Source organism: Oceanirhabdus sp. W0125-5, assembly GCF_027938815.1.
Classification (GTDB): domain Bacteria; phylum Bacillota; class Clostridia; order Clostridiales; family Clostridiaceae; genus Oceanirhabdus.
Genome location: NZ_CP115913.1, coordinates 3,102,270 through 3,118,351, shown reverse-complemented (window position 1 = coordinate 3,118,351; position 16,082 = coordinate 3,102,270). Strand labels below are relative to the sequence as shown.

15 protein-coding genes are annotated in these 16,082 nt (G+C 30.6%); 8 read left to right on the top strand and 7 right to left on the bottom strand.

Annotated elements, in window-relative coordinates:
* The first annotated feature begins 352 nt into the window (after positions 1-352).
* The 8 genes from OW730_RS14350 to OW730_RS14315 are packed head-to-tail and all read left to right on the top strand — an operon-like array spanning position 353 to position 8,633.
* Complete coding sequence (locus OW730_RS14350) at positions 353-1,111, top strand: hypothetical protein (protein ID WP_271224745.1); 759 nt, start codon at positions 353-355, stop codon at positions 1,109-1,111.
* A gap of 18 nt (positions 1,112-1,129) precedes the next feature.
* Positions 1,130-2,386 carry an aminotransferase class III-fold pyridoxal phosphate-dependent enzyme gene (locus OW730_RS14345; RefSeq protein WP_271224744.1) on the top strand — a complete coding sequence of 419 codons (1,257 nt, stop codon included), beginning with the start codon at positions 1,130-1,132 and terminating at the stop codon, positions 2,384-2,386.
* 49 nt (positions 2,387-2,435) lie between these two features.
* Positions 2,436-3,293, top strand: coding sequence for a transketolase (locus OW730_RS14340; protein WP_271224743.1), 858 nt, complete (start codon positions 2,436-2,438; stop codon positions 3,291-3,293).
* Entirely contained in the window at positions 3,293-4,300 is a 1,008-nt protein-coding gene (locus OW730_RS14335) for a transketolase family protein (RefSeq protein ID WP_271224742.1), read from the top strand. The genes OW730_RS14340 and OW730_RS14335 overlap by 1 nt, the downstream gene beginning before the upstream one ends.
* A 2-nt stretch (positions 4,301-4,302) precedes the next feature.
* Entirely contained in the window at positions 4,303-5,088 is a 786-nt protein-coding gene (locus OW730_RS14330; protein ID WP_271224741.1) for a hypothetical protein, read from the top strand.
* Between the two features lie 17 nt (positions 5,089-5,105).
* Complete coding sequence (locus OW730_RS14325) at positions 5,106-5,624, top strand: VOC family protein (protein WP_271224740.1); 519 nt, start codon at positions 5,106-5,108, stop codon at positions 5,622-5,624.
* Between the two features lie 4 nt (positions 5,625-5,628).
* Positions 5,629-7,896: an oxidoreductase gene (locus tag OW730_RS14320; protein ID WP_271224739.1), complete on the top strand. Its 2,268-nt coding sequence runs from the start codon at positions 5,629-5,631 to the stop codon at positions 7,894-7,896.
* 47 nt (positions 7,897-7,943) lie between these two features.
* Positions 7,944-8,633, top strand: a complete 690-nt coding sequence (locus OW730_RS14315) for a TetR/AcrR family transcriptional regulator (RefSeq protein WP_271224738.1) — start codon at positions 7,944-7,946, stop codon at positions 8,631-8,633.
* Between the two features lie 50 nt (positions 8,634-8,683).
* On the opposite strand, the gene OW730_RS14310 is transcribed toward OW730_RS14315, so the two are convergent.
* The 7 genes from OW730_RS14310 to OW730_RS14280 all read right to left on the bottom strand — a co-directional run bounded on the left by OW730_RS14310 (position 8,684) and on the right by OW730_RS14280 (position 15,883).
* The gene (locus OW730_RS14310) at positions 8,684-10,039 is read right to left on the bottom strand and encodes an MATE family efflux transporter (RefSeq protein WP_271224737.1); all 1,356 of its coding nucleotides are present in this window, start codon (positions 10,037-10,039) and stop codon (positions 8,684-8,686) included.
* Complete coding sequence (locus tag OW730_RS14305) at positions 10,032-11,633, bottom strand: PEP-utilizing enzyme (RefSeq protein WP_271224736.1); 1,602 nt, start codon at positions 11,631-11,633, stop codon at positions 10,032-10,034. The genes OW730_RS14310 and OW730_RS14305 overlap by 8 nt, the downstream gene beginning before the upstream one ends.
* Positions 11,572-12,543: a hypothetical protein gene (locus OW730_RS14300; RefSeq protein ID WP_271224735.1), complete on the bottom strand. Its 972-nt coding sequence runs from the start codon at positions 12,541-12,543 to the stop codon at positions 11,572-11,574. The genes OW730_RS14305 and OW730_RS14300 overlap by 62 nt, the downstream gene beginning before the upstream one ends.
* 233 nt (positions 12,544-12,776) lie before the next feature.
* The gene (locus OW730_RS14295; protein WP_271224734.1) at positions 12,777-13,337 is read right to left on the bottom strand and encodes a GNAT family N-acetyltransferase; all 561 of its coding nucleotides are present in this window, start codon (positions 13,335-13,337) and stop codon (positions 12,777-12,779) included.
* Positions 13,338-13,392: 55 nt separating this feature from the next.
* Complete coding sequence (locus OW730_RS14290; RefSeq protein ID WP_271224733.1) at positions 13,393-14,097, bottom strand: class I SAM-dependent DNA methyltransferase; 705 nt, start codon at positions 14,095-14,097, stop codon at positions 13,393-13,395.
* A gap of 242 nt (positions 14,098-14,339) precedes the next feature.
* Entirely contained in the window at positions 14,340-14,852 is a 513-nt protein-coding gene (locus OW730_RS14285) for a GNAT family N-acetyltransferase (protein WP_271224732.1), read from the bottom strand.
* A gap of 14 nt (positions 14,853-14,866) precedes the next feature.
* Positions 14,867-15,883 (bottom strand): serine hydrolase domain-containing protein, encoded by a 1,017-nt coding sequence (locus tag OW730_RS14280; RefSeq protein ID WP_271224731.1) that lies wholly within the window; start codon positions 15,881-15,883, stop codon positions 14,867-14,869.
* Between the last annotated feature and the right edge of the window lie 199 nt (positions 15,884-16,082).

Here is a 16,082-nt window from a genome sequence, read left to right as displayed (position 1 = left end):
TTAAATTCACCCTCCGGAGGTAATTTATCGGATATTTAATATATCTATATTACATCAACAATTCAATTATGCTAATTTAAAATTATTTCTTTAATTTTGAAAGTAAATCACCTTTAAAGGAACTTATTTGCAACTTATTCATCTCATGCTTTTCTATTAAAAATCAAAATAATTATTTAACACTATAAACTTTATTCATTAATCCTCTTGTTTTTACAAGTATTTATCCAACAAAGTATATATCTTAATAATTTTAGAAATTTCGTTCTACTATTCATTTATAAATCATAATATAGAGTGAGTACTCGTTCTATATAAGATAATTAGTTTATATTATGAAGGGAGGTCAAAAATGACTGATCAATTGACTAAGGCTAATATTAATCTCTATGCCATATTACGTAATCTTGAAGATCTATGCGAATTAGACAGTGACATGAAAAATCTTATTAAAGGAAAGAATATTTCAATTCAATTTTCTGTTAAAAACGGACCTAGTGCTGTCCTATCATTTAAAGATAACAAATGTATGTTTAAGAGAGGCAGCGGAAAATGCAACTTAAAGCTATACTTCAAGTCACCAGAGCATTTCAATTCTATGATAGAAGGTAATGGGAAGCCAATCCCTATAAAAGGATTTACTAAAATCAAATTCCTCACCAACGAATTTATCACACTTACAAATAAGCTTACCTACTACTTAAAACCTACAGAAGAACTTCTAAAAAATAATTCATATATAAAAATAAATACAATTTTAACATCATATACTGCTTTCTTTGCTCTTTGTGAAATAGGTAATTCAGATAGAATAGGAAAATTAAACGCTAGTAGAATTCCTAATGGGTTAATCTCTGTTTCTGTATTAAATGGTGGTCCTTCTATACAGATATTAGCTAAAAACGGCCACTTAGAAGCAATAAAAGGTACTGCCTCTTCCCCTAGAGCATCTATGATATTCTCGGACATTGAAACTGCTAACGCTGTTTTAAATGGAAACCTTGATTCTTATACCTGTATTGCCACAGGAAGACTCCAAATGAGAGGATTCATCCCCATGCTAGATAATCTTAACAAATTACTTGGTCAAGTACCATCATACCTACAGTGATGTTGAAAGGAGTTTACTATGAAAGTATATAACTACGATAAGAATCTAGAATTGTTTAAAAGAGCGCTAAAAGTTATTCCAACAGGCATATATGGCCATCTCGGTCCTGTAGAAGGATGTTATATTCCTACAAGCGCCTACCCTTTTTTCTCGGAATGTGCTAAAGGACCTTACTTCTGGGATGTAGATGGAAATAGATTCATAGATTACATGTGCGCCTATGGTCCAAATGTTTTAGGATATAACGATGATGATGTAGATAATGCTGTAAAAGAACAATTAAAGTTTGGTAACTGTACTACAGCTCCATCAAGTAAAATGATAGAATTTGCTGAATTGATGGTAGATACTGTTACGATGGCTGATTGGGCTTTCTTTGCTAAAAATGGTGGGGATGTTACTAGCTTTGCTCTTATGGTAGCAAAAGCTGCCACAGGAAGGAAGAAAACGATTCTTGTTAAAGGTGGCTATCATGGGGTTGCACCTTGGACTCAGAAACTAGGATGTCCTGGTATAGTTGAAGAAGATGTTGCTAATAACTTATACGTAAACTGGAATAACTACGAGGAAGTTGAACAGCTTGTAAATGATAACCCTGGAGAAATCGCATGTTTTATGGCTACTCCTTATCACCACCCTGTTTTCCAAGATAATGAACTTCCAGAAAAAGATTACTGGCAAAAAATACGAAAGTTATGTACAGACAACGGTATTGTACTCGCTATTGACGATGTCCGCTGCGGTTTCAGATTAGACATGGCTGGTTCAGACCACTACTTTGGTTTCAAAGCAGATTTAATGTGCTTCTGTAAAGCCTTAGGAAACGGTTGGAACTTCTCAACTCTATGTGGTACAGAAGCTCTAAGAGATGCTGCTTCATCTGTAATGTATACAGGAAGCTATTGGCTTTCAGCCGCTCCTTTTGCTGCTGGTATAGCATGTATAAAAAAGTTAAAAGACATTAACGGCCCTAAAATAATGCAAGAAAAAGGTGAAAAACTTACTGATGGACTAGTTCAAATAGGGAAAAATTATGGCTTCGATTTAAAAATAACCGGTATTCCTTCTATGTGGTACATGAGAATAGCTAATGACGATTCACTTTTACTCCATCAAGAATGGATTGCTGAATGTGTTAGACGAGGTGCATTCTTTACAGCTCATCATAATTTATTTATAAATTGTGCCCTCAGCGATGAAGATATAAAACTTACCCATGAAATAGCAAATGAAGCCTTTAAAGTAGTTAAAGCTAACCATCCTGAACTCAAATAATTATAGTTAGTGGTGTAAGTAAAAATATTATTTAGAAAGGAAGAATAATATGCCATTATCAAATCAAGAATTACTAAAACTTGAAAGAAAAGCTCATGAATTAAGAAAACTTTGTGTCGACACTGTAGTTTGGGCTGGAAGTGGTCATATAGGTGGTTCACTTAGCTCTATAGATATTTTTACGATTCTCTATCATAAATATATGAATATCGACCCTAATAATCCCCTTTGGGAGGATAGAGATAGATTTATATTAAGTAAAGGTCATGTAGGAGTTGGCTTTGCCCCTGTTCTAGCTGATAAAGGATATTTTGATAAGGAGTTATTAAAAGAGTATAATCACACAGGATCAAAATTAGGGATGCACTTAGATTCCCTAAAAGTACCTGGAGTTGATGCATCAAGTGGCTCTCTTGGTCATGGACTGCCTATAGCAATAGGAAATGCTCTAGCTGCAAGACTTCATAAAAAGCATTATATAACTTACTGCCTTCTAGGAGATGGAGAATGTGATGAAGGTTCTGTGTGGGAAGCTGCAATGTCTGCCTCTCATTATAATGTCACTAACCTTATTACAATTGTTGATAGAAATAGATGCATGATTGATGGACCTACAGAAAATGTTATGAAACTGGAACCTTTTGCAGATAAGTGGAAATCATTTGGTTTCATTGTTAAAGAAGTAAATGGTCATAGTTTTAATGAATTGTCCAACGCAATCGACTTTGCTCTTCAAGAAGAGTCTGCTCCTGTATTAATTCTAGCAAATACAACAAAAGGCTGTGGAATCGACTTTATGGAAGATGACTATCGCTGGCACTATGGTTCCTTTGATTCTGAAAAGTATAAACAAGCCAAACAAAGCCTTGAAAAATATTATCAAGAGAGAATAAAGGAGGTCAAATAATGCCTGGTTTAACTTATACAATGCTTGATGCAGCTAACTTATCAACTGCTGAAATATATGGTAAAGTCTTATGTGACCTTGGTGAACAACATCCTGAAGTAGTTGGTTTATCCGCAGATTTAGCAAAATCAACTAAGATTGGTGTTTTCGAAAAACAATTTCCTGAACGTTTCTTTAATCTGGGAATTGCAGAGCAAAATATGTTCGGAGTTGCTGCCGGCATGGCTAGTGCAGGTCTTGTCCCTTTTGTCTCAACCTTTGCCATTTTCACTTCCATGAGAGCACTTGATCAGGTTCACACAGATATTTGCTATCAAAATCTAAATGTTAAAATGATTGCAACTCATGCCGGTCTCTCTTTTGGTCAAGCAGGTTCTACTCACCATTGTACTGAAGATCTTTCAATCATGAGAGCTATGGCAAACTGCAAAGTTATTGTTCCTGCAGATGGAATAGAAACTGCTAATGCTGTTCAAGCTGCATATGAAACTAATGGTCCTATATATATTCGAATTAATCGTGGTTTTGATCAAAAGCTCTATAATAAGATGAATTATGGCTTTGAAATAGGTAAATCAGTCCAAATGGTTGATGGAACTGATATAACAATAATTGCTTGTGGTTCCTGTGTTTATCAAGCAGTTGAAGCAGCTAAAATACTTGATACTATGGATGGAATAAAAGTCAGAGTTATAAATATGCATACAATTAAACCTATTGATGCAGATGCAATAATGAAAGCCGTACATGATACCAGAAGAATTATCACAGTTGAAGATCATAATGTATTAGGTGGCCTTGGAAGTGCTGTGGCTGAAGTTATTGCTGAAGGTGGAAAAGCATGTGCTTTTAAACGTTTAGGAATTCCTGATGAATTTTCAATAATTGGTTTGCATGAAGATTTAATGTCTCATTATAAAATAGATACAAATGGAATATTAGAGAATGTCAGAGAGTTAATGGGGAAAGATTTTGAAGAAGATGATGATTGGGAAGATGAGGTGTAATTATGATAGCTATGGAAGAGCTTTATGCAAATAGGATTTTCTTAAATGCTGTACTACCTTTATTAAAGGTCATCGTAGAAAACAAAGATAGTTTAAAGAAAAAGTTTAAGAATAAAACTGCATTAATACAGATAAGTGCTAAAGATTCTGAATGTAAAGTAGGAACTCATTATAAAATTGAGAATGGCTCATGGACTGTTATAAAAGGTACAACATCCTCTCCTGATATTGAACTTGAATTTAAAAGCATACCAGCGCTCAATAATTTTTTTAGAGGAAAAAGCAAAAAATTGCCTAAAATCAAAGGATTTAAAAATTTAGGACTATTAATCAGTACTTTCTCATCACTAATTACTATGTCAAATTTCCTTGGTGCAACTTCCCCACCCAAAAAAACTAATGAAAAAGAACTACTTGTTCAATTATATTTTTACCTACTTTCCTCTGGAATAAGTCAATTAAATAAAGCTGGCCATCCTGATGTTTCAAAGTGGGTAAAAAGAAGCCCTGATAGAGTTTACGCATGGACTGTACAAGATAGACCAGAATTATCAGCCTACATTAGAATTAAAGCTGGGAAAAGCAAAGCTGCTAGAGGAATGTATAAACGCTCTAAACCTTTCTTTACTATGTATTTTGACTCTGTAGACAGCGCCCTAGGTATACTCCTTGAAACAGATAATCTTATTGAATCTACAATAAGCGAGAAATTGATTATGCAAGGTGCTCCTGAATTTGGGGCTCAATTAGGTGAATTTATGACCTTAGTAGGTTCTTATGCAAAATAATTTTGGAGGGTTTAAATATGAAGATACGCTCTATAAGTCATGTTGGACTTACAGTATCTAATTTTGAAAAAGCTGTAAAGTGGTATTCAACAATGTTTGGCTTTAAACTTATATCAGAACAAACACTTAGCACAAAAGAGGTTGAAGAACTTTACCCTCTTTATAAACTTCACAATACCAGTATAAGATTTGGTTTTTTAAGAGTTCCTAAAGGTGGTGTCCTTGAAATATTTGAATTTAATAACCCCTCCCCTTCAAGTCATGTGGAATGGAATAAACCTGGATATACCCACTTTACATTGGATGTGAAGAATATACCTAAGTGGTATAAGAATCTTAAATCTAAAGGAGTATTCTTTTTTATGGAACCCCAGAAAACTGAAGGAACTGATTGGATATTCTTAAAAGATCCAGATGGTAATCTCATAGAACTTATTGATCTTAAAATAAATTATCCAATAATTCGTATTCTAGGAGGATTACTTGGGAATATAATGGCAAAGGGTAAATTCAAAAAGTATTATATGGAGGAATAATTTAATGGATATATATCAAAAGCAAATTGAAGAACTAATGATGAATTTTGATTCTTGGTTTAATGATCCTAAAAGACTAGAAGATGGGAAAATGACTTCGAATCTATTTCCATATAAAAAGCTATTTGAACCAATACAAATAAATAAACTTAAAATTAAAAATCGAATTGTTATGGGACCAATGGGAAATGTTAGTATGGCTGATGAAACTGGGAAACCGAGCGAAAAGATGATTCATTATTTCATAGAACGTGCTAAGGGAGGAGTTGGACTTATAACAAGTGGCATGACACCTGTCCATTGGAAAGATGATCCTTCATATGAGGATTTAAATAGCACAGGAATCTTTCCAAGGCTTGATAGTCATAGATCTTCCTATGCTGGATGGCGAGAGCTTATAGAAGGTTGTCATGCCTATGGTTCAAGATTTTTTATTCAGCTTGCTCCTGGTATGGGACGAGTTGGAAATCCTGAATGTTTAACTAAGAAAAAGAAACTTCCTATCTCTGCATCTTGTAATCCTAATTGGTATATTCCTGAAATTCCATGCAGAGCTATTACAGATATGCACTGTAAGAGAATAATAAAGCATACTGGTCAAATAGCTGCTGACTCAAAAGAATTAGGTATAGATGGTGTGTATCTTCATGGTCATTCAGGATATCTTATTGAACAAATGACTGACCCTGCTTATAACAGAAGAAGACTTGGTTCCTATGCTAATTGGCAGAACTTCGGACTTGATATGGTAAAGGAAATTAGAAAAAGATGTGGCAAATTCTATCCAATCCATTATAGAATAGATCTTTCTTTAGTATTAAATGAAACATACGGTGAAAGAATGAAAACAAACAAAATATTAAAAAAATTTAACAATGGTCGAACTGCAGATATGACATTAGAGTATATGAAAAATCTAGTTGAAGCTGGTGTTGATTCTTTTGATGTAGACTTAGGAGGTTATGAGAATTGGTGGTTGCCTCATCCGCCCAATGGAATGCCTCCAGGATTGTATATAGAGCTTGCTCATATGGTAAAAAGATACTTGAAAGATAAAGATATAAAATCTAATGTAGGCTTACCTGTTCCTATTATAGCAGTTGGAAAATTAGGATATCCTGATCTGGCAGAAAGAACCCTTAGAGAAAATAAATGCGATATGATTATGCTTGCTAGACCACTCCTTGCTGACCCATTTTGGGCAAAAAAGGTGTATTCAGGCAGAGTAGATGAAATAATTCCTTGTATTGGAGATCATGAAGGATGCTTAGGTCAACTGGCTATTGGAGGTCATCCTCACTGTGCCGTAAACCCACGTACAGCTTTTGAACATAAATATAATAATGACCTATCCCCTGCCCTTATCTCTAAAAAAATTGGAGTAATTGGTGCAGGTCCTGCAGGAGTAATTTTCGCTTGCACTGCTGCTAAACGTGGACATTACGTTACTATATACGATAAAAATAACAAAGCTGGAGGTATGTTAATTTCTGGTTCAACACCAAAAATCAAGTTTGATTTAATCAATTATATAAATTACCTTAATAGTGAATTAAAGAGAACTGAAAAGTCATATAAACTAAAAACTCTCTTTAATACAACAGTTACAGAAGATACACTTAAAAAAGAAAATTTTGATGCACTAATCCTATGTACGGGCAGCGAACCATTGAAACCTCATATAGAAGGTATTACACTACCTAATGTTATTAGCGGAAACCAATTTCTAAATAATAAATCTTTGGTTAATAATGATAGAGAAATTGTTATAATTGGAGGGTCAGATGTTGGCTGTGAAATAGCTCATATGTTGAGCTCTGAAATGAATAAAAAAGTTACAATAGTAGAAATAACACCTTATTTTATGAAAAAAACATGCACATCAAATAGACACTATATGATTTATAATCTTCATAAAAATGGAGTAAATCTAATAAATTGCTCAACTGTTAAAAAAATAAATATAGATTCAATAGAAATATCTCAAAATATTTCTAATACTGTACCTGATCCATATATAACGTGGACTCCAATTCTCCCAGATAACATTGTGAACCCTTTTAAAAGAAAAATAAAAGAAAATAACAAGTTAATTACAATTAATACTGATAAAGTAATTATATGCACTGGTTCCCAGTCAAAAGATGATTTATACTATAAATGTACACAAAATAGAATTGCTTCTGAAATATACAATATTGGTGATTCTTTCTCAACAGGAAGAGTACTTGAAGCTATTAAAGCAGCCTATGCTTTAGGCAATTCAATCTAAAGACTAGTTGTTTCATAGTTTATTTATAAATACCTAAGGAGGATACCATGGATATTACAATTGATATTCGTAATGAAAAGAAATCAAAAGAAAAATTCTATAAAAGTACTTTTGAGAAAATTTCAAAACATAGAAGAGATAAAATTCTCAATGTAGCAATCTCAGAATTTGCCTCTAAAGGATATAATGCTACCAATATTAATATTATTGCTAAACAAGCAGGTATAAGTATAGGGTCTATGTATAGCTATTTTGATTCGAAAGAATCATTATTTTTAACTGTGGTGGATGAGTGCTTTTATATTTTAGAAAAAGCGCTAGAAGAAATTGATATTAATGAAGGTGATTTTTTTCATACTTTTGAAAAACTTCTTAGAATAGCAAAAGATTATGCAATAGAATATCCTGAGATAAATCAAATATATCTTAATATTACAACTCAAAGTCTTTCATCTTTTGCAGATAAACTTTCCTTTAAACTTGAATCAATTACCGCTAACTTATATTGTAAAGCAATAAAAAAAGCACGAGTAGATGGAATAATATCTACAGATATTGATGAGAAAGTACTTTCCTTCTGTCTTGATAATCTCATTATTATGTTTCAATTTTCTTTCACTTCTGATTATTACAAAGAGAGAATGAAGGTTTTTCTTGGAAGAGAAACATTAGATGATACTGAAAAAGTTATTGAGGGTATTCTTAACTTTGTTAAAAACGCTCTATTTATTAGGTAGCCTTAAAAAGATACTTCAAAAAAAGTGATAGATATCATCTATCACTTCTTTTAGCTAAATTCATCAACAATATTTTTAATCCACTTATTAGAATAAATTCTTTTGAATGCTACAATACTCTTGACTACTTCTTCTAATGCCACAATACCCACAACAATATGAAGAGGAAAATCAAAGACAATAACACTTAAAAACGCCATTGGTATTCCAATAAACCAAACTGTCATAACATCTAAAATGCTTGAAAATACTGTTTCTCCAGCACCTCTAAAGATTCCCGATATAGTTATAACATTTAATATTTTTATCCCTAAGAAAATACCAATAACCCGCAATGTTTTTATTCCTTCAATTTTAAGCACATCACTAATATTATAATAATTAATAAAGAATGGTGCCATTATTATTAATATAAACCCCATTAAAAATCCACTTAAAGTTCCTAGCTTTAAAATTTTTTTTGTGTAATCAATTACTTTTTTGTAATCACCTTTACCAACTAAATTCCCAATCATAACTGATGCAGAAGTAGATATTCCCTTTCCAATAATCATAAAAAAATTCTGAAGAACATCACTTATTTGAATCAAAGCAATTGCACCTGCACCAATTTCACCGTAAGCAATACAATATATGATAGTTCCTAGAGACCAAAGCCCTTCATTAATTACAACTGGAAGAGCTCTTTTATAAACGCTCTTAACTAAAGAAACTCTAATACTCAATAAATCCTTACTCCCTAGTTTAAGAGGTGTATTTTTAATGTAAGTGAAACTTAATATTAAGGACAATTCAATTATTCTTGCTATTACCGTCGCATATGCTGCTCCTTGAACTCCTTTTGGTGATATTCCAAGTTTGCCAAAAATGAATATATAATTTAATATTGTATTACATATTAGAGCTATAACACTATAGTACATCATGACTTTTGCTTTACCAATACTTCTGAAGGATGTTGCAAAGGCCATAGAAATACTGGTTATTATATAACTAAAAGAAACAATCTTTAAGTAATCACTTCCAAGGTTTATTACAATACTCTCTTTTAAGAATATCTTGATTATTTCTTTTGAAAATAACTGTGCTCCCAATGTAAATATTATACTTATAATTAAAACTGATATCACATTAATTGCCATAACCTTTTTGATATTTTTTATATCTCTTTTCCCCCAAAATTGGGATGTAAAAATTGCAGTTCCACTACAAATACCATAAACAATCAATATAAAAAAGTAATAATATTTATTGGCAATGCCTACTGCTGCTAATGAGCTTTCTTTCATTACCCCGATCATTATGCTATCAATTAAATTTAAAGATGTTGAGATTAGACTTTGTAGCGCAACTGGTATAGCAATTGAAATAAGTTTTTTAGTAAACTCATCATTTGTATTAAACAATTGTTACTTCTCCTTTATTTGCATCAACAAATAAATTATCACCATTCTTTATCATTTTTGTTGCTTTAATTGTACCTATAACACATGGAATATTAAATTCTCTTGCAATTACAGCTGCATGACAAGTAATCCCTCCTTGATCAGTAACTATTGCTCCCGCCTTCTTCATAATAGGTATCAAATCAGGATCAGCTTCTAATGATACCAAAATATCTCCATAATTAAAATCTTGAACCTCTTTATTTCTCTCTACCACAACAGCTCTACCTCTACATACTCCCATACATGCTGATCTTCCTTTTAATATTTTTTCAACTTTTTCTTCTTTTTTTTCTTTTTCTAAAATAAGTTCTTTTATTTCTTTCACAGAAATATCATTTAAAATTATTTTATTTTTATTATCAATTAAAAAAGCCATTTCTTTACTTCTTTTATTACAACTTAGCAAGTATTGATCAGATAGTTTGAAATCAAATAACGCAATTACCTCTTCCGGTAATAAAAATCTTAATGTACTTTCAGGAATATTTAACCTTCTTGAAAAGATACCTAACATCTCATCTAAATAATAAAAATTCTTTAACTGAGCTAATCTTCTATATGCCTTAGAAACAGCAAGTTCTCCATACATTTCAAAAATTTCTAAATGCTTATTATCAATTTTTTCTTTCAAATTGTCTAAGTCTTTGTACTTGGTATTATCCCTACTCCATTTTTTAATCTCCATTTTAATTTTTGAAGGATTAATAACATATTCCTTAATTCTTTCTAAATATATATCAATTGAATATGGCTCTCTATCAGCAAATCCATGATATCCTAAATAACCATATTTATCTCTTATTGATATAATCTCATCATATAACCACTTTGGAATGTAAGTCCTAAGATATTTAATTGGATTATTGAATTTTTCTATTAAATCACTATCATGTAATACTTCCTCTGCTAACTTTATTATCAGTTTTTCTTCTTCTACATAAACAGAATCTTTGTTACATCTACATAAATCATAGAAAGCCTTTTCAGCATCTTGTTCATTTAACTTTAAAGCTTTTAGATATTTAACCAGATAATCTGTTAAACCTACCTCTGGAACTTGAATAATTTCAGCTATCCAACATTTTTTATATAATTCAATTTGAGCATACAATTGCTCTTTATATAATTCTAGCAGTGCTTTGTTCGATAAATTCTTTAAATCACTTCTTTCATATTTATGAAATACATTCATCATATCGTCCGATACTTTATAAATATTATCGTTAAATTCTAATCTAAATTTTTGATCATTTAAAATTTTTTTTATTATAGTATTACATAATCTTTTTGTATTATTTTTTTCAAAATAAAATTCTCCACAATATCCATTATAGAATATTAATGCCTTTTCATGTGAGTCACCAATTTCTTTTTCTATTTCACCACATGCAACTTGTAAAAAAACTACATCAGTATGAAAATCATCATCTTCATTTTTTGAGGCAAAATCCCAATCTGTAATTTTTATAATATCCCTCACTTTATCCCTATTATATAATTCTTTCAATTTCAAATCTCCTATTTGTTTTTCCCAATTTTGATAACCACTCATATTTTTTCTCCCCCTGTACATATGTATAATTTGCCTTAGTTAGTTTGTTCTGAATATCCTTTATGAGTTTAAAGTGACTTTCTTTTACTTTATCCCATGAAAATTCACTAGGTTCACCATCAGCTACAATCCTGCTCCAAAACTCTACTTCAATTTGGTTAAACTTACTTTTAGTCTTGTCTATTGTCTGAGCTTGAGAATAACTTACTCCAAAGACATATCCATTTTTTTTATCTACACAAACAACCCTATCTTTTCTCTTATAAAATGACGGCATATAGTTCATTTCAACATTTGAAAATTCTTCACCTGTCAATTCCTCGACACAATTAACAAAGTTTTCTTTATTTAGTTCAGTAATTTTTACTGTTCTAGTTAGAATATCACCAATTTTTGTTTTTTTAGTTTTTATTGCTTGTTTTCTTTTCCAACCTTTTTTTCCAAGTAGAACAAGGTATGTTTCTTTTCCTGTTGTCTTAAGATTTAAATATCTTTCAAAACTATTAACAGTAGCTATTTCCCCAGAATAGTAATTTCCCTCATTATTTTCTTCAAAAAGTTTTTTAAATTCTTTAAAATCAAACTTTTCTTTAGGTAAAACATCGAGCTTATACTCAATTTCTTCTACCGTCCAGAAACTCTCTTTTGATGAGTATAAGTTAAAAGTGGGATTATATTCTTCTAATCTATCAATTTTATCACTTAGTTTATAACAAATAGAATTTACTATCTTAATTAGATTCATAAACAATTCTTTACCGTTTTCATTTTTTACTTTTAAATAATGCGTTCTTGTGTTTAACATTTCCCCAGATAGGTAATTCAATAACATCTTATCTTTTATAATGCCGTAACTTCCTTCTATATCAATTGACATAGTCTTATCCCCAAAACCAATGACAATATTCATTTATATCCCCTTTCTTCAAATTTATTGTATTATATACATTTTTTACTTTATATCCTTATAATATCCTTTTTAAAACAAAATTTCAACATTTATCTTTACTTATTTGGATGTAAATATTTACTTGTATTTTCCAATATATATTCACACAAATAAAAACGTGAAACTTAATAGATATTTAAGTCTCACGTTTTTTCATAAGTAAGTTTTTAATATAAATTAAAATATCCTATTGTCTATTTAAGAGCTTCACAAATGATTGAATCTGAGAATTCTGTATTCAATATATCCATAAAAACTTCATCAAACTCATTATCACCATATATGATAGCATTTCTTCTTCTTCCAATTTCCTTAAACCCAACTTTTTTACATACCTTAATAGCTCTATGATTAAAAGAAAAGGTTTCTATCATAACATTTCTTAAATTAATTACATTAAAAGCAAAATCTAATATTAATTTAGTGGCTTCAGTGCCAATACCACTATTCCTATTTGTACTTTCACCAATAAATATTCCCAATACTGCATTTCTATTTATGTGATTAACTCTCATTAATCGAATAATCCCTATTGCTTCATTATCAGTATTATCTACAATATAAAATGCATATCCCCTTTGGTTCATACTATTCAAGTATTCTTTTTGTGTCTCATAAGTAATCATATCTGAAATATCCCCTGTTCTAATTGAAACCCTCAAATCATTACTCCATATTGCTACCTTTTCAGTCAAACTATCATCCACTGGTGCCAAATAACACTTTTCACCTACTATCTTTTTTAAATACTGCATATTATCCCCCCATTAGTTACTTAAATTCAATTAGGCTGTAATAAGTTACATTATCCTACTTTCTTGCAATAAATATAACTTTATATGCTCTTTCATCTACTAGTGATAGTTTAAAGTCTTTAAATTTCTCTAGTATATTAAATCCAACTTCACCTAAAAAGCCTTCCATCTCCTCTACTGTATAAGCTTTTTGAGTATGTACTTCCTTTTGGCCCTCTCCAAAATCAAATGTCGTTACCCCAATTCTTTGCATTTTATCATACTCTAGAATTTGATCAAACTTAATATTTTCAAACTCTCTATGAAGAGTACCATGATGCTTGTCCTCATAAAGTGCAGGTGTATTAATATCTACAATAAAAATACCCCCATCACTAAGGTGCTTATATATGTTCTGAATCGCTTCTTTCATCATACTGCTATCTGTTAAATAATTTATTGAATCAAATGCACATGTTATTAGATTAAATTTATCGTTTATATTAAAGTTTCTCATATCACCAACATGAAACTTCAATTCTGGATTATTTCGTGTTGCTTCATGGATCATATCCTCAGATAGATCAACTCCAGTTACTTTAAATCCTTTATTTGATAAATCTGCTGCGAGCATTCCTGTTCCACATGCCACATCAAGAGCTTTATCAGTACTCAAATTGTACTTTTCAATAGTATAATCAACTAATTTCATATATAATGAACTTAATTCACCCCAACCTTTATTATAAAATTTCGCTAGTTTTTCAAATGCTTTCATCATCCCACTCCCCTATTAATAAGTCTAATTCTTAATATTAACCCATATTATACCATATTTATACTTAAACACAAAGTAATTATAAACTTATCTTAATTGCTTTCTGCCTATTATAAAATTAGAGTAGAAGATACTAAAGTTTTAAAAACAACAGTACAAATATAAATTGATAATTAACAATAAAGCTACCCCAAAAGTATGGAATAGCTTTAGTTAATTTTTAAAAATTGTTCCTATAAAATTTCTTAATCTACATGCAGCTTATACACATGTGATTCAAAGATTTTATTTGTCTTAGACTGTTTAAAAGTACTTATACTATCTAAGTTAAATCCACATTTTTGCAATACCCTCCCAGATGCAGAATTTTCTATAGCACAATCTGCTACAAAATCTGTAATCCGTAAACCACATCCAAATTTAATAACTCCTTTTACAATTTCTGTAGCATAGCCTTTACTCCAATGTTCTTGTTTAATTGAATAACCCAAGCCCCACTCGTTTTTTTGTTTTGTAGGACCAAAGCAACAAGTTCCAATAATTTCACCAGTATCTTTTAAAGTTGCAACTGTTAAGTAGCTATTACAATTTTTTGTGCTCTGACATATAGATACAATCTCTTCTAGTGATTCATAAGGGTCTCCCATGAATTTCTCATTCTCACTATTACTCCATATCTCCCAAACATCTTTTGCATCATCTTCTACTATATTACGAAGAATAAATCTTTCGGTAATAATATTTTTATCTAATAGCATATTATTTTTCCTCCTTAAAACTCCTTTAAAATAATCTCTTCAATATTTTCTACTAGCTCAAAAACAAACCCATCCCTTATATTTGACAATGCTATAATTTCTACATTCTCATCTAAAAATACTTCATTGGTGCAATGAAAACCATTAATCTCCCCACCATGGTATATTATATTTCTTAATTTCCCTGAAATTTCTTCAGTTCCTAAATCTAATCCATATCCATAACTATTACTATCATCTTGTGCAATGTAAGGTGTAGTAATTGCCTTTAAAGATTCCTTACTAATTACATTCCCACTAAATAGCGCCTTGTTCCAAATGTGTAGATCTTCAATAGTAGAATATAATCCTCCATCACCTTTAACGTGACTCATATCTATATACTCTGAATTACATAGTTCTTTACTATCTTTATCTTTGCAGTAACCATTAGCTCTATTTTTCAAAATCTTAGATTGGATATCATCACCTGAATTCTTCATTGAGAGTTTATCAAAAATATACTCTTGTATATATTCTCCATATTTTTTATTAGTCACCTTTTCAATTATGTAACTCAGTATAATATATCCTGAATTTGAATATTCAAATTTTAAACCCGGTTCAAAATTTAAAGGTAACTGCTTAAAAATTTCAATTAATTCTTCAATTGTATATTTATTTACCATTATTATAGAATATTCTTTTAGTGTAGTAAAATTAACTATACCTGAAGTATGCGTTAGTAGATGATGAATAGTTATTTCATTTCCTTTTGGATAGTCCACTATAAACTTGTCCAATGTATCATCCACACTAAGCAACCCTTTTTCAACTAATTGCATTATAGCAACCGCAGTAAACTGCTTAGTTATTGAGCATATGCGGAACTTTGTTTTCTCTGTGTTCTTTACATCTAATTCAAAATTTGCATATCCATAACCATTGCTAATCAACTTTTCACCATTTACTGAAACAAGTATAGATCCATTAAATTTTTTACCTGTATTATCTATATAAGCTACTATGTTTTCTTTAATTCTTTCTAACATTTTTGTATTTTCTCCTTTTTTCTTTTATACTGTTTCTCCTTTCTTAATATCATTAGATTGAATATATCATATATCTTCATTATCTTGATTCCATACTAGGAAACCCTCCGAATTACAGAAGGGTTTCCTAAGTTTATACTTATATTGTATCAGGAGGTAACTATTAGAAACACCTCAAAAATAGTTAAGAACTATTTTT